The following is a 16725-nucleotide window of genomic DNA, read 5'->3' as shown; positions in this document are numbered from 1 at the left end:
CGGCCCTTTGGTTGTTAAATAACAATAGGAGAGTTATTTATTAAAAGCGGTACTCTGCTCCTACGTAGTAGTATGCACCGTTGAAGCCAAATGGCGCTGAACGACGTGAGTATTTAAATACTCCATCACTGCTGACAATAGTGTTACCTTGATCATCAACGATTGTGCCTGAACGTGAGTTACCTATGGTGTTTTCATCCGGGTAAACATCAAATACGTTATTTGCGCCAATATTTACCGATAAGTCATCAGTCACAAAGTAGTTTACTTTAATATCCGTTAAAATTTCAGCACCATAAGTCTGGCGGCCGCCATCTTCCACTGTGTATTCACCAAAGCGATTAAGCGATAGGTTTACGGTCCAGTCGTCGCGACGATAAAGTGCACTTAAGTTAATTCGATCTTCTGGTTGCCATTCTTCAATAATAGAAATTTCTTGATCAGAAAACACATCATCAACTGGCACTGTTTCAAGACCAGAACCTGCTGGTGTAAATAACGACACGACATCGGTTTCTGTAAAGTTAGCCGCTAAAGTAAAATCAAGCGTGCCGCCAAGGCCTTCTGTATTCCATGTAGCCACAAAGTCGATACCTTGTGTCTCAGTGTCAGCGCCATTTAAGAAAAACTGCCCTGCACCCGCACCTGAACTTAATAGCGCAGCATCAAGACTGCTTGATAAGCCTTTACCTAAGCGATTACTAATTACAATACGGTCGTCAATATCGATTGAGTAGTAATCTAAGGTTACATTAATATTATCACTTACGTTATAAACGATACCTAAACTGCGGTTTTGAGATTTCTCTTCTGTGAGCTTAGGAATACCTAAACTTTGGGCAAGGGTTGAATCGTTTCTAAAGGTCCCCACTTCTTCAGCAACTAAATTGCCATTAGGGCCTACAACAAACTGTGTGCTGATGTTGTTAAAATACAACTGTTGCATTGAAGGTGCTCTAAAGCCTGAGCTTAGCGCACCACGAAGTGAAATATCATCAGTTACTGACCAGTTACCGGCTAGTTTAAAGTTAACTGTATCGCCAAACCCTTTGTAATTGTCGTAACGTAACGCCCCTGAAATAATCACATCTTCAATAACGTAAGCTTCAGCATCTAAGTAAAATGAGATCACATCACGCGACTCATCAACCGAAGATGCTGGCGATGAACCACCAAAGCCTTGTGTGCCACCGGATGCGTTTTCGCTGCCAATACCACCGCTTAGTCCATCGTAAATATTAACACCATTGTTGGTATCGTAATCACGATATGCATATTCACTACCCTCTAAAATTCGGTACTCATCGGTACGAATTTCAGCACCCATTGCTAACGAGTAGTCATCAAAGTTTTGAGTAAAATCAAGATTGATCGTTTGCAGTGATAGCTCCATGCCATAAGCGTAACCTTGACGTGGAATCGTGGCGCGAATATCTGCTGCACTTAGGCCTTGATCATAACGTAAAAAATTCGCGTAAGAGCCGTTAATAGTATCGCTGGTCGTGTAGTCAATACTGTTTTCACCATAGGTGTACGATAAATCTAAGCTTGAGTCGTTATCAAATTCAGTTTTATAACCAAAGTTATAGGAAATATCATCAATCGTGGTATTTATTTTAGGTAAGAAGCCAGCAGGGATAGTTGCATCGCCATCTTGAAGTACCGGATTACCACCTGCATTGGCATTATGACGGAAAAATGCCGCTGATTCGTTATCACGAGTTGAATAGGTAATAAAACCGTATAGTTCACCCGCTCCTAATTCGTAGCCGGTGTTAACTGTTAAACCAAATTGTTGTGAATCAGCGTCACCAATTCTGAATGTATCACGTGGTGCGGTTAATTCGCGTGGATCACCTGCAAGCAAGGTGCCATCAGAAAGTTCAGTACAGCCATAGAACTGGCATGAGCCATGAAGGCCCGCACGGTTAGTTGGCGCACGATCACGGTAGTTGATGGTTGTATTTAAATAACCGTTATCACCTAAAGCAAAGCCTTTATTAAAGTCGATATTAACGGTTTCGCCATCGCCTTCTGAATACTCACCGTAGTTAACGGCCGCTTTACCACCTTCGCTGCCATCTTTTAGCACGATATTAATAACACCGGCAATTGCATCCGAACCATATTGAGCCGCAGCGCCATCGCGCAGTACTTCAATACGTTTTATGGCTGAGGCTGGAATCGCATTCATGTCAGTACCCGCAGTACCACGGCCAACAGAAGTATTAATATGAATAATACTTGCTTGGTGACGACGCTTGCCATTGATCAATACCAATGTTTGATCAGGGCCAAGGCCACGTAATGTTGCAGGTCTTAATGCATCAGTACCATCACTAATAGATGAACTTGAAAAGTTAAAAGAAGGTGCGATAGCTTGAAGCATACGGCCAACTTCAGTTTGACCGGTATTTTCGAGTGCTTCTGCACTTAAAATATCAACGGGGACAGGTAAGTCTTCAACAGAGCGCCCAGCGACACGGCTACCTACAATAGCTATTTTTTCGATGTTTTTTTCTGCGCTTTGTTCAGCGGCATTTATTCCTTGTGAATTAACTGCAAGTAAAGCAGGTAATACGGCAGCACTAACTCCTGAAAGCTTCATCATGTTGTTATTCTTCCTATTGATTTGTTTGAGTTTAATACTCAGTAAACCATTTTGATCAACAACCGCATCGAGCTCAGTCTCAGCTAACAATGCGTTTAACGCATCGAGTTGAGAATAAAATCCATATAACGAATTTGCCTGGTACTGTTTAGCAAGTTCGTACGAAAAAACCACTGTTTGTTCAGTTTGCTTGGCAAATTCAATTAAGGCTTTGTCTGCTCGTTGCGCTTTTATATCAAACTGCATCATTTGCCCTTGGATTTGATTCGCATGCACACTGATACTAAAAAACAGCGGTGCAACGAGTCCCAACGGGGTTAAATAACACATATGGTTACTGCGCAACTTATATAAACAGTTAGCAAACAAAAATCCTCTATAGGTTTTTATCATTTTTTTAATCTTTAAATTACTTTTTACACCCTTATGAGTAACATTGATTAACAATGGCGTGATTTTCATTACCATTACCTATGATTTTTTTTGATATTTTAAACTAACAACATGCTCGCCTAAACGCTCATGTTCAATTGAAAAGTTATTTTGTAAGCTCTCTAAAAGCCCTGCAACATCACCCGCTTTAAAGACGCCTGCCACTTTAATGCGGGCTAATTCATCAGATGATAATTCAAACCGCGTGGCGGTATAACGGCTAACCTCGTTTAAGGCATCAACTAACTTTTCGCCATTAAATATCAACATGCCATTTTGCCAAGCTAAATCACGTTGTACATCATCAACCGATAACTGTGTGATTGGTTTGGTAACGCTTTGTTCAATAATGGCTTTTTCACCAGAAATCACAATGTTGGCATTGATTTGGCGAATATCTTGGTTGCTGTTATCAGCTTGTTGATACGCTTTAAAATCGTCAGCATTAACAGCAACACTAGGGTCGGTGATCATTACTTTACCTTCAGTAACTACCAATTCAAGATCAGATGAGGTATTGCGCTGCACGTTGAATACTGTACCAAGCGCGGTAAAGCTTTTATCGCCAGCCATAACACTAAACGGGCGTGATGCATCTTTAGCTACATTAAAACGCCCTTCTCCACGACTTAGTAATAACTGTCTGCGTCCTTGGCTATAAGCGACTTCTAGTGAACTATTGGTATTAAGTTGAACTATGGTGCCATCTGGTAAAACATAGGTTGCTTGCTCGCCAACCTTTGTTTTATAAATTTTTGTGTAATTTACTTTAGCGAGATCTTGGTTAAAGTTGCTCTGCATGTTTAGCAAAAAGTAGCTACACATCATTAAGGCTGCAACGATACTTGCTGCAATACCGTATACATAAGCAGGCTTGGTTTGAATACCAGCTGAGTGTTTATTAGGAAACAATACGCTGAGTTCATTAAGCACACTTAAGTCATCCCACAGTTGTGCTAATTCATATATTGCATTTTGATGAGCGGTGCTTTGTAGCATCCACAGTTTAAATTGCTCTTGCTCTTGTATATTTAAGCCACGATCAATCGCGCTTATCCATTGCGATGCTTTTTCTAAGATTAACTCTTTTGATGTAAATTGATGGATGTTACTCATTTTACAGCCCTCACTATGCTCGCACTTTGTTGGCAATTCTCATCGTGCGCTTCGTCGCGCATATATAGCATGGTGTTTAATAATCCTTTAGCAATATGCTTTTCTACCGTACTTTGACTTAGCTGCATTTGCTGTGCGATCTCTTTTTGGCTCATCCCATATACTTTTTTTAATATAAAACATTTTCTTACTACGGGGCTTAGTTGTTCAGTAGCACGACAAAATAATAAAAAACGTTCTTTGGAGGTGTATTCATCTTCTAATTGCATTGATTTAAGCAATTTAGGAAGTTCAGTTTCGTGATTTAAAGGAGTACTAAATTTATTATCCCATTTTGCTATATGATTTAGGGCGAGATGTTTAGCTGTTTTCAACATATAACTGCGGGTGTATTGAATATCTTGTTTTAGCTCTGCTTCATAACTTTTAACAAAGGTTTCTTGAACAATATCATCAACATCGTCAGGTAACACAATTTTAGACACAAAGCGCCGCAGTTGCGTGGATATATCTGAGAATGTACTGGCTAATTTAATTCCTCGAGCCACGTGGGTAGTCCCTTGTTATTATTATTACGGTAAGATTACGAGTTTTATGGTTAATTACAAGGCATTTTGTTAATTATTGGTTATTTATTAGTTGCGAATATACGCACTCAGTATAAATGTATTAATATTTATTATGTTCTTAATCATTATAGCTGTATAAAAAGTAGCACCCCTAGCGTTTTTATAGTGAAGCCAAACCCTTATTTAGCTTAATTTTTATTGGGTTGCTGTGTAGTAATTTAATAACCGCAACGCTACTATTAACGGATAGAGGCTAGGAGTTAAAAATGAATAATCAAAAATTAGCTGATTTTGAGCTTTACTTTCAAATTGAAGAAAGCAATCGGGTCAATCTATTTGCTGTAGATGACGCGGTGGTACCAAAAAGTTTGGCTGAACTAGACGCAGATATTCCGCCTTTATTTAAACTTGCTAACGAAGTCAGTAGTCTAGATCAAAGCGCTTTAGGTCCTTTGCGTAATTTAGGAGATATAGCTCAAGAACTGACGACGTTTTTACAAGCCCAGTCGCGTAAAATAGATTTGATCATGAGCCATATTTTAGCTTCTGAACAACCTGAAGATAACTCAATTTATTGCGATAGTTATGGCGGCGGTGGAATTAAGTTTACCAGTGAACATTTGTACACATTAGGTCAGAAATTTCGTACCAAACTGTTTTTACAGCATGAAGCCTCTGCAGTGTATTGTTATAGCGAAGTTGTTGCTATAGAAAAACAAGACGATGAGCATTACCAGTATACCCTGCTGTTTGTATCAATAAGAGACAGCGATCAAGAGTTGGTTGTTAGAGCCAGTTTACATGCGCAAACACGCCAACTTAAAAAGCGTCAACAACTTGAAAAAGCGAAAGAGAGTTCAAACGAGTAACACGAGTGGTTATTTACCTGTTTAAATCGCTTTAAATTGTAATTCAAACTTTTATTTAAAAGTGACTTAGCTGTAATTGAACTGCTAAACTAGCCCCATCTTTATTTGTATTAAAAATCCATGAACTTTAGACTTTTACCTGAATGGGCCGAGCAAGATGCTGTTATGCTTACATGGCCCCATAAAAATACCGATTGGGCTGATAATTTAGCACGTGTTGAACCCGTTTATATTGAACTTGCAAAACATATTACCGCGCAACAAGCCTTAGTGATTGTTGCTCATGATGAGGCATTAAAAACCCACATTTGCTCATTACTAAATGACGCTGGTATTGAACAGGCTCGTGTATATTTTGTTGTTACTCCTACTAACGACACATGGGCGCGTGACCATGGCCCGCTTACGTGTAGCGCTATAGAAAAGCCAGATCAATTAAAAGTCTACGACTTTATCTTTAATGGCTGGGGTAATAAGTTTGAAAGCGCCCTTGATAATCAAATAAACCACACATTAGTTAAACAGCTAAGCAATACAAACAACCAGTATCAAGCCCCTGATATGGTGCTTGAAGGCGGTGGTATTGAAATTAATGAACACGGTGTATTGCTAACAACCAGTGAATGTTTACTGAATAAAAATCGTAACCCTGATTTAAGCCCAAGTGACATAGAAGTACTATTAAAAGCGCACTTAGGCACTACTGATTTTTTATGGGTTGATCATGGTTATTTAGCCGGTGACGACACCGATAGCCACATTGATACGCTAGTGCGGTTTGCGCCTAAAAACACCCTTGTGTATGTAAAATGTGACGATAAAAGCGATGAGCATTTTAGCGCGCTAGATGCCATGGAGAAACAACTACAAAGCTTTAAAACTGCTGATAACACCCCATATAAGCTAATTGAGTTACCGTGGCCAAAAGCCGTGTATGACGATGAAAATACGCGCCTACCCGCCACCTATGCAAATTACTTAATTATAAATAACGTAGTATTAGTGCCTATTTATAACGATGTAAACGACCAACGTGCTTTAACACAAGTTCAAAAAGCATACCCTGAGCACACAATTATTGGTGTAAATTGTTTACCTATTATTGAGCAATTTGGCAGTCTTCACTGCATTACAATGCAATTACCTCGTGGATTTTTAGCTGGAGCAGCACAATGACAAGCCCTGCACATTTATCAGTTGCCTTAGTGCAACAAAGCAACAGTGACAACGCTGAACATAATATTGAAAAGTCAATTGCGGGCATTCGCGATGCAGCTAATAAAGGCGCGCAACTTGTTGTATTACAAGAGTTACACCGCAGTTTATATTTTTGCCAAACTGAAGACGTTGATGTATTTGATTTAGCAGAAACAATACCAGGGCCAAGTAGTAATATTTTAGGTGAACTCGCCAAAGAGCTCGGTATTGTTATTGTGGCGTCTTTATTTGAGAAACGTGCTACGGGCCTTTACCACAATACCGCCGTGGTACTTGAAAAAGACGGCAGCATTGCAGGTAAATACCGTAAAATGCATATTCCAGACGACCCTGGGTTTTATGAAAAGTTTTACTTTACCCCTGGAGACTTAGGCTTTGAGCCTATTCAAACCTCTGTAGGTAAACTAGGTGTACTGGTGTGTTGGGATCAATGGTTTCCTGAAGCCGCGCGCTTAATGGCAATGGCCGGTGCTGAGCTTTTAATTTACCCAACGGCCATTGGCTGGGATCCACGCGACGATAAAGACGAGCAAACCCGCCAAAAAGATGCTTGGGTTATTTCACAGCGAGCGCATGCGGTTGCTAATGGCGTTCCGGTGATTAGTTGTAATCGAGTTGGTCATGAAAGCGATCCGAGCGGTCAAAGTGACGGTATTCAATTTTGGGGCAACTCGTTTATTGCAGGCCCTCAAGGCGAGATATTGGCAGAGGCTGATAACCAAAATGAACAAATATTAATGGTAAAACTTGATCAAAAACGCAGCGAGAACGTAAGACGTATCTGGCCGTATCTGCGCGACCGTAGAATTGATCATTATCAAGATTTAACAAAAATTTACCGTGACTAAATAATAATGTGGCTCTTACTCGTTAAGAGCCTAATTTAATGGAGTAATTAATGGCGTTTGAGCAATGGGCAGCCTTGCCTTGGGTAAAATCTCAAAAAGATAAGATTCAATGGGGCGAACTTTTAGGCAGTGGCTTAAGCATTGCTATTGCACAAGGTGTAAAACAGCAAGATAACTTGGTGTTAATTGTTACCCCTGATACACCAAGTGCACTGCGCCTTGAAACAGAATTAGAGTACTTGCTGCCTGATAACCCAGTAATGGTTTTTCCAGATTGGGAAACATTGCCTTATGATCACTTCTCTCCCCACCAAGATATTATTTCAGCACGTTTAGCAACACTCAACACACTGAAAAAAGAGCAACAAAGCGTGCTCATTGTGCCGGTATCAACCTTGATGCTGCGCACTGCCCCAGCATCATTTATATACGGCTCGACGCTGAATTTTAAAGTAGGCGACAGATTAGATACTCATGCCCTGCGGGACAATTTAGAGCAAGCAGGTTACTTACATGTGCAACAAGTCATGGAGCATGGCGAGTACGCTATACGCGGCTCAATTGTTGATTTATACCCCATGGGGAGTAAGCATCCATTTAGACTCGACTTTTTTGATGATGAGCTTGATACCATCCGTTTATTTGATGTGGAAACTCAGCGCTCAGACGAAAAAGTAGAAAAAATTGAGCTACTACCTGCTCATGAGTTTCCTACTAACGAATCAGATATTGAACGTTTCAGAATAAGCTATCGTGAAAAATTTGGCGCAAGTGCTGAGCAAGACTCAGTCTACATGCAGGTCAGCAAAGGCAATTGGCCAGCAGGTATAGAGTATTACATGCCGCTGTTTTTTGAAGGCTTAGCAACCATATTCGACTACTTACCTGACTCAACAACCGTCATGCAGTTAGGGGATTTAGAGCATGCAGCGGATAACTTTTGGCACGATGTTAATGTGCGTTATGAGAACCGCCGTGTAGATCCTCTGCGTCCACTATTACCGCCCGATGAATTATATCAGCCAATTAATGAGCTGTTTTCCAATTTAGGCAATTATGGCCGCATTCGCCTATCGCAAGCAAAGCTAGGCACCAAAGCAGGTAATAAAAATCTCGCAGTTAATGAATTGCCCAATGTACGCATCGATCATAAACAACATCAGCCCTACGATGCATTTATAAGCTATGTGGCAGAACAAAAAAAGAAAAAAGGCCGAGTTGTCATCAGTGTTGAGTCGGACGGTCGACGCGAATCATTACTGAGTATATTAAAACCTAGCGGCTTAAAATTTAAAGAATTTGATAGTTTTGAGCAGTTTACCAACAGCAGTAATGACGTTGGTTTAATTGTCAGTCCGCTTGAGCAAAGTGTGGTGCTTAGCACTAAACCAAGTTTGAGCATTATTACCGAGCAAGAATTGCTTGGGATCAAAGTATCACAACGCAGACGTCGTAAGCACAAGTATGAAGCAAGCCAAGACGCGTTAATTCGTAACTTAGCAGAGCTTAAAGAAGGTCAACCGGTTGTGCACCTTGACCATGGTGTGGGCCGTTATCAAGGGCTGCAAACGATTGATGCCGCCGGTGTGGTGACTGAATTTGTAACTATTACTTATGCAGGTGAAGCAAAGCTTTATGTGCCGGTATCGGCACTTCATATGCTTAGTCGTTACTCAGGCGGTGAAGAGGCCAGTGCGCCACTGCATAAGCTCGGCTCTGATGCCTGGGATAAAGCGAAAAAGCGCGCCGCTGAAAAAGTCCGTGATGTGGCTGCTGAGTTACTCGATATTTATGCACAACGCCAAGCTAAGCCTGGTAATAAGTTTACGCTTGATGGCCAAGCTTATCGCCAATTTAGCGATAGCTTCCCGTTTGAAGAAACGGATGACCAGCGTAACGCCATTGAAGCGGTACTTGGCGACATGCAGTCAAAACAGGCTATGGATCGTTTAGTATGTGGTGATGTGGGTTTTGGTAAAACCGAAGTGGCTATGCGGGCAGCCTTTGTAGCGGTTAACGATAATAAGCAGGTGGCTATTTTAGTTCCTACCACCCTACTTGCTCAACAACACTACGATAACTTTAAAGATCGCTTTGCTGATTTTCCAATTGAAGTGGGTGTGCTATCGCGTTTTAATTCGAGCAAAGAGCAAAAAGAAACCCTTGAAAGAATGAGTGATGGCAAGCTAGATGTGGTTATTGGCACTCATAAATTGATTCAACAAGATATCAACTTTAAAGATTTAGGTCTGTTAATTGTTGATGAAGAGCACCGATTTGGGGTTCGTCAAAAAGAAAAAATTAAAGCCCTAAGAGCTGATGTTGACATACTTACCCTAACCGCAACCCCCATTCCGCGTACATTAAATATGGCGATGAGTGGTATGCGTGATTTATCAATTATTGCCACTCCACCGGCTAAACGTTTAGCGGTTAAAACCTTTGTACGCCAGCGCGACGAAGAGCTTATTCGCGAAGCGGTACTACGTGAAATTAAACGTGGCGGCCAAGTATACTTTTTACATAACAACGTAGAAACCATTGAACGTGTCGCTCAAGAAATTAGCGAATGGGTGCCTGAGGCAACAGTAACTTCTGCACATGGTCAAATGCGAGAGCAAGAGCTAGAGCAAATAATGACCGATTTTTATCATCAAAAATACAATGTCCTTGTGTGTACCACGATTATTGAAACCGGTATTGATGTGCCCACAGCAAACACCATAATTATGGATAGAGCCGATAAACTCGGTCTTGCTCAGCTACACCAATTGCGCGGACGTGTAGGTAGAAGCCATCACCAAGCCTATGCTTATTTACTTACCGGTAACCCTAAGGCACTCTCTAAAGATGCGAAAAAACGTTTAGATGCGATTGCCTCACTGGAAGATTTAGGTGCAGGCTTTGCCTTAGCAACTCATGATTTAGAAATTCGTGGTGCGGGTGAGCTATTAGGTGATGATCAATCAGGGCAAATGCAAACCATTGGCTTTAATTTATACATGGAAATGCTTGAGCAGGCCGTTAACGCACTTAAAAATGGTCAAGAGCCAACCCTTGAAAATCTATTACAAAAACAAACAGAAGTAGACTTAAAGTTACCTGCCTTGTTACCTGATGATTATATTCATGATGTTAACGCGCGTTTAGGTATGTACAAGCGAGTAGCAAGTTGTGCTAACCTTGCTGATATCGATGAGCTGCAGGTAGAATTAATAGACCGCTTTGGTTTATTACCCGATGCAGCTAAAAACTTATTTAGTTTACAACAACTAAAGATGCAAGCGAGTAATCTAGGCATAACCAAAATAGAGGCTAACCCGAAAGGGGGCTACTTTGAGTTTAGTCAAAATACTAAGGTTAATCCTAGCTTCATTATTGGTTTGATACAAAGTGCGCCACATATTTATAAGATGGATGGCGCAAATAAATTACGCTTTGCCATTAGCGAGGCGAATGCCCGTGAACGCTTAAAAATGATCACTGCTATGATTGCAGATTTCGAAAAAAGGTTAGCCATTAATGTTGCTGAAAAAATCGCTGGTTGTTTTATGCTGCTTGTTTAGTAGTACTGCATTTGCAGAGCGTTGGTTTGAAGTAGAAGTGTTGATATTTAAACAACCCTTTGCCCCATACCTACAAGAAGACTTTAGCTTAAAGCACGACGCCATTGAAGATAAAAACACCTTAGATTTACTAAGCCCTGTTTATAAAAACCAAGCAATGGACGCATGTATAAACGGCGATCCGCGTTTTCAAAAGCGTACCTTTGCTGACACTCTAGTCAACTCAAACCCTCAGTCAGCAGCGTGTAACGACAGCATTGATTATGTCAAGAGTTACGATGTACTGCCAGTGATCCCTCAAGCACCTGCACAAGAGACGATGGAGCAAACATACCTGTTAGCCCCTGAGCAGTTGCAGTTTGAATCACAACGTCAAGCCCTAGACCGTAAAGGGCTAACTCCTTTATTACATACTGGGTGGCGATTTGAAGGTGCGAGCAAATCACGTTCGCCTAGCATTCACTTGTTTGCAGGCAGCCAATTAAAAAACAATATGAACACCACGATTAGCTACGCAGATTCTGATTTTATTAGCTTAATAAATACGCCTGAGCCACTGTTTGACGAAGTTCAGTCTCCAGAAATGAAATGGGAATTAGATGGACTATTCAAAATACATTTGCGCCATTATTTATTTATTAATGCACACTTTGATATAAATGAAAGACGTAACAATGGCGATCTAGAGTCAGCCCGCTTTTCACAGTTTAGGCGAGTGTTCAGTGAAGACATTCATTACTTTGATCACCCTCGTATGGGGATGATTGTACAAATTCGAAAATTTAATCATTAACAATACTCATTTCAAAGGAAGTAGCAATGAAGAAACTTTTTATTATTTTTGCAGCACTCAGTCTTGCAGCTTGCTCAAAAGTAAGCTTAGAAAATTACGAAAAGATTAAAATAGGTATGGACAAAACAGAAGTTGAAGCCATGTTAGGTAGTGCTGATAATTGTGTAGAAAAAACACTGCATACCAGCTGTACTTGGGGTAATGACGCTAAAAATATCGAAATTACCTTAGTATCAGACAAAGTAACGCTATACAGCAAAAAAGGACTAACGGATAAATAGTCTAGTTTAGTTTAGTTTAAGTAAAAAAGAGGAATAACCTGTGTTATTCCTCTTTTTTGCTGTCGCTGGTGTAAATCAGCTCTATATTAACAATTTTACTGCGATTTAAAGTGATTTTATAGCGCTGATACAGCGCATTATCAGATTCAGTCTGAACGAGTACCATATTTAATTGGTAGCGTCTTTCAACTCCTTGCTTAGAGATTTTATTATTTTCTAAATGGTAGAGCTTCCCTTCCCCCTTTTTTAAATAACGAGCAAATGGTGCAAGATTAAATTGCAATGTTTGTTGTAAGCTATCGTAGCCTGGCAAAAATTCTTTAGCACTGACCCGCGTTTCACTAGCAAAATGCAGCCATTGCGCCGCCTGTTTATTTTGCTGACGACGCTTAGAGAAAATTTTCCTCACTTCTTTGGGGATTTTTTTAAACCGCGTATATTCTAACCAAATAAACTGGCTCGCTACTTTATCTTTTGTAATACTGTTTTTAAAAATAAAGCGCCATTTTGGCCGCCCTCGCACAATAGCACGCCAAATAATACGAGTGATATCCTCTTTAAATATCTCTCTTAAACCGTAAATAACCCCTAAAATTAAAATCAATGAAGCGGTTATTTCAGTAAAGGTAGAACGTGCATTTAAAATAACCACCATCACAAAAGCCATTATAACGGCTGTTACAGAGCCTTTTACCAACCGTTTTAAATAACTATTTAGATAACGGGTTTGGCGCTGCAAAATCACCCCATGCTCTATTAAACGCTGCAATAGGCGCATTTTATTGGTGATTCTGTTGGCGTCTTTAAGTGTTGAGTCAGAATTATATTGTTGCTCTGCTCGGTACTCACTTTCTGACTTACAAAAGTTTAATAAGTCATTTCGCTCTTTTGCGTGATCGCTACTGCGCGGCCCTTCATCAAGCAGCTTTAAAAAAGTTTGTTCAATCTGCCAACTTAGGTAATTATCAGCATTGGTATAAAACGGGATCAGCTTTTCGTTATCTGGGGTGTAACGTCTGAGTTTTCTGAGTAAGCTTTGGCTTTGCTCGCAAAGCTCCATGGCCCGTTGATAAAATTCATCGCTTTCTTGAATTTTTAACGCATCTTTAATATCAGCATCAATGGCGAGACGTACTTGATAACAATATAAATTTAAGTTTTGTCGGTAGTCTTGCTGCTCACCTTTGTTTTTACTTACAAAGCGGCTTCGCACTAATGGAAGGTGAATGTTATTCGCGTTATAGGCAACAAAAGATTTAAATTGGTTATTAAAGTAAGACTCTTCGCTGAGTGTTTGTGCATTAATTCCCATTTCATTTGGGATAGAAAAATAAAGATCGAGACGCTGCTCTGCACGCGGTGATAATTGCGGTTCAATAACAAACGATAAATTTTCGTCTTGCTTTAACAATGATGCCTCCTTGGGTTATCTGTCTGAGTTTACGTGCCTCTTTAATTTTGTTCAACAAAAAAGGCCTAGTAAAAACTAGGCCTTTTAGTGATTCTAATTAGTTAAAATTAGAATTTAACGTTTACGTTTGCAAAGAAACGACGACCTAGTACATCGTATGTGTACGGGTCAGTGTTTGAATCATTGTTACCAGTGTAATAAGGAGGCTGTTTATCGAACAAGTTGTTTACACCTGCAGTAAGAGAAACAGTATCATTTACTAGGTAACTACCACTTAGGTCACTATAGATAACTGATGGTGTTGTAGGTGCATAACACGTGTCTTTATTTAGACATGCGTAGCTATCCATACCCGCGATGTAACGCATTTGGTATTGTGCATCCCAGTTATCGCCAGACACATTAATGGTTAGGTTTGACTTAAGATCTGCGTAACCACCTGAACCAGATGTTACTAACCCTGCGTAATCAACAGGAGAACCAGTTACTTCTACAACATATTCATCTAAGTAAGTTGTATCTAAGCCCGCTTTCCAGTTAAGACCTACTGCTTCAAAGCTGTATGCAAGATTTAAATCAACACCCGATGTTTTTTCAGAACCAATGTTTTGTAATTGGTTGTTAAAAGTAATACGACCCGTAGAGTCTAGATTTACATTTGCTGACTGACATAGTGCAGAACCTGCATTAGTGTCTACAGCTAAACACTGATCAACAATGTATTGATTGTCTACAGTTGCAATTGCGTTTTCAATTTCAATTGAGTAGTAATCAAGTGTCATTGAGAAACCATCAAACCACTGCGGCTCATACACGATACCCGCAGTAAATGTATCAGCTTCTTCTGGTGTTAATGCATCATTACCACCAACAGTTACTTCAGCCTGCTCTTGTGCACCAGGGAATTCAACTTGATTAAATGATGGAGAGTTACCTGAGTATAATTCTGAAACCGTTGGAGCACGGAAAGCCGTTGAAACAACGCTGCGTAGCATTAATTCATCATTTGCTTTCCATGTTAAACCTAATTTCCATGTATTATCAGAACCAAACGTGCTGTAGTCGAATGCACGAATAGCGGCACTAAGCTCTACATTTTGTGCAAATGGTGCATCTGTTAGTAGTGGAAGCGCAAATTCAACATAGGCTTCGTTTACATCAAAGCCACCTGCTGTTGGTTCAACCATAGGGTCATTTGCAAGGCCTTGCGCTGTTAGTGAATCTGGTGTGAACCACGCTTTTTCTTGACGACGCTCTACACCCGCAGCAAATGCTGCATAACCTGCAGGTAATTCAAATAACTCGCCAGAAACAGATGCCGCGATAATGAATAACTGGCTGCCACCATTATTTACTTCTGTGTATACATTTTTACGGAAATCTTCTGAAGTCCAAGCAGACTGATCTAACGGGTTAAATGTGCCCTCAACTTCGCCATCTACGGTACGTAAAATACTATCGCCGATCGCACCCATGTTGTGTAAGTTACTTAACTTATCAACCGAATCGTTACGGCCAAAGTTCGCTGAAACGTCCCAAGAGTAATCGCCTACAAAACCTTCAGCACCAACAACGGCGCGAACAGTGTCAACTGACTGTTCAAAAATACGTGGACCAGTATCAGACATACGGCGACCGTAGAAAAGGTCATCACCGTACGCATAGTTTGCAGATTCAGTAATGTATTTACCATCAGCATCTACATCTGCGTAACCATCACCGTTACGGTCTACTTTACTTGTGTATGATTGACCAAGAAGTGAGTCACCCATTGATTCATCATATTTAAAACCAAACCATACAGGTTGTGGTGCCATTTGCTGCTCTGACCAACGCTTGGTGTAAGTGAACTCAGCGAATAAACTTGTATCATCACTAATTTCGTAAGTTGCAATACCCGTTAAATTTAAACGCTCCATTGGCGTGTATAAGTAACTTGTTGGTGAAAAGTTGTAACGATCAGCATCAGTAAATGGGTGCAGACCACCTTGACCACTTAAACCGTTGTCGCCTTGTGCCAAGCCAACGCTAACTTCTTCGCCTTTATCGTTTAATGCCGTTGTAGTACTGTCTTGCCAAATGTGACCACCCTCAGCATAAACAGAACCACCGTTACAGTTTAAACCGTTTGCATCTTCTGCGATTGGGCAATCTGAAAAGTCACGATCTGCTTGTGATGCTTTACCACGATCTGTGTACTGCATGCCGATAACGATATTACCTTTATCGAAAGAGCTACCCACAGTGAAATCTATAGAGTTCTCTGTTGCATCGCCTTCACCGGTAATTGCAGAATTTACGTTCATGTCTAGGCCTTCAAAATTATCCTTTAAGATAATATTGACTACGCCTGCTACCGCATCAGTACCGTATACAGCAGATGCACCATCTTTAAGTACTTCTACTTGTTTGATCATCGAAACCGGAATGGTGTTTAAATCAACCGTTGATGCTGCACCAGTACCTGATGCAATCATACGACGACCATTAACAAGTACTAATGTACGGTTAGCACCTAAGCCACGTAAATCGATACGTGCGTTGCCACCCGAACCATTATTAATACCTGGGTTGGTCATTGCACCGCCCGTAGCGGTCATTTTTTGTAAAACACTATCAATACTTGTTGCACCCATAGCTTGAATGTCATCAGCACCGATAAGTGTAACTGGGCTTGCGTTTTCCATGTCTGAACGCTTGATACGAGAACCCGTTACTTGAATTTTTTCAATTGACTTTACTGCTTCGTCTGCAGCTAAAACTTGAACACTTGAGAACATTGGGATTGCTGCAATTACAGCTAAACCAAGAGTTGATTTTTTCATGGATGAACCCTACTTGTTGAAATTTACCTAAATTGGTAACGCCCACTTTTATGAGAATTTTGAGTGAGCGGGGGCAACTTAGGCGCCTTTAACTGAATGAAAACTTAACGAGAGGTCGTTATATAAACAGCTAAAATTAAGCTACCCCATGAAAGGGACAAAGGTTACAGCATGTTTCATTGTTAA

The 16725-nt window shown here is 40.5% G+C and carries 11 protein-coding genes; 6 read left to right on the top strand and 5 right to left on the bottom strand.

Annotated elements, in window-relative coordinates; genetic code table 11:
* Positions 1–40 precede the first annotated feature (40 nt).
* Genes AB8618_RS05800 through AB8618_RS05790 form a run of 3 tightly spaced genes read right to left on the bottom strand, consistent with a single transcriptional unit; the run spans position 41 to position 4707 of the window.
* Positions 41–3073 carry a TonB-dependent receptor plug domain-containing protein gene (locus AB8618_RS05800; RefSeq protein WP_413401715.1) on the bottom strand — a complete coding sequence of 1011 codons (3033 nt, stop codon included), beginning with the start codon at positions 3071–3073 and terminating at the stop codon, positions 41–43.
* A 9-nt stretch (positions 3074–3082) separates the two neighbouring features.
* Positions 3083–4159 (bottom strand): FecR family protein, encoded by a 1077-nt coding sequence (locus AB8618_RS05795; RefSeq protein ID WP_413401713.1) that lies wholly within the window; start codon positions 4157–4159, stop codon positions 3083–3085.
* Complete coding sequence (locus tag AB8618_RS05790) at positions 4156–4707, bottom strand: RNA polymerase sigma factor (protein WP_178955731.1); 552 nt, start codon at positions 4705–4707, stop codon at positions 4156–4158. Before AB8618_RS05790 ends, AB8618_RS05795 begins: the two co-directional genes overlap by 4 nt.
* A 287-nt stretch (positions 4708–4994) precedes the next feature.
* Here AB8618_RS05790 and AB8618_RS05785 point away from each other — a divergent pair, with 287 nt between their 5' ends.
* The 6 genes from AB8618_RS05785 to AB8618_RS05760 all read left to right on the top strand — a co-directional run bounded on the left by AB8618_RS05785 (position 4995) and on the right by AB8618_RS05760 (position 12303).
* Complete coding sequence (locus AB8618_RS05785) at positions 4995–5597, top strand: PilZ domain-containing protein (protein WP_413401711.1); 603 nt, start codon at positions 4995–4997, stop codon at positions 5595–5597.
* Between the two features lie 120 nt (positions 5598–5717).
* A complete protein-coding gene (locus tag AB8618_RS05780) occupies positions 5718–6773 on the top strand; it encodes an agmatine deiminase family protein (protein ID WP_413401709.1) in 1056 nt (351 codons plus the stop codon).
* Positions 6770–7663 carry a carbon-nitrogen hydrolase gene (locus tag AB8618_RS05775; RefSeq protein WP_413401707.1) on the top strand — a complete coding sequence of 298 codons (894 nt, stop codon included), beginning with the start codon at positions 6770–6772 and terminating at the stop codon, positions 7661–7663. The genes AB8618_RS05780 and AB8618_RS05775 overlap by 4 nt, the downstream gene beginning before the upstream one ends.
* 50 nt (positions 7664–7713) lie before the next feature.
* A complete protein-coding gene (mfd, locus tag AB8618_RS05770; RefSeq protein WP_418157339.1) occupies positions 7714–11229 on the top strand; it encodes a transcription-repair coupling factor in 3516 nt (1171 codons plus the stop codon).
* Positions 11186–12022 (top strand): peptidoglycan binding protein CsiV, encoded by an 837-nt coding sequence (locus AB8618_RS05765; protein ID WP_413401703.1) that lies wholly within the window; start codon positions 11186–11188, stop codon positions 12020–12022. The genes mfd and AB8618_RS05765 overlap by 44 nt, the downstream gene beginning before the upstream one ends.
* A gap of 26 nt (positions 12023–12048) precedes the next feature.
* A complete protein-coding gene (locus tag AB8618_RS05760; RefSeq protein ID WP_198522989.1) occupies positions 12049–12303 on the top strand; it encodes a DUF3862 domain-containing protein in 255 nt (84 codons plus the stop codon).
* 43 nt (positions 12304–12346) lie between these two features.
* Here the strand turns inward: AB8618_RS05760 and AB8618_RS05755 are convergent, their stop codons facing one another.
* Positions 12347–13714 (bottom strand): hypothetical protein, encoded by a 1368-nt coding sequence (locus AB8618_RS05755; protein ID WP_413401701.1) that lies wholly within the window; start codon positions 13712–13714, stop codon positions 12347–12349.
* 107 nt (positions 13715–13821) lie between these two features.
* Positions 13822–16539 carry a TonB-dependent receptor gene (locus AB8618_RS05750; protein WP_413401699.1) on the bottom strand — a complete coding sequence of 906 codons (2718 nt, stop codon included), beginning with the start codon at positions 16537–16539 and terminating at the stop codon, positions 13822–13824.
* Positions 16540–16725 lie beyond the last annotated feature (186 nt).

The sequence above is a fragment of the Pseudoalteromonas sp. RW-H-Ap-1 genome (assembly GCF_048318575.1).
Lineage (GTDB): Bacteria > Pseudomonadota > Gammaproteobacteria > Enterobacterales > Alteromonadaceae > Pseudoalteromonas.
Note: the sequence above shows the minus strand (reverse complement) of the source record. Positions and strands in the feature narration are given on the sequence as shown.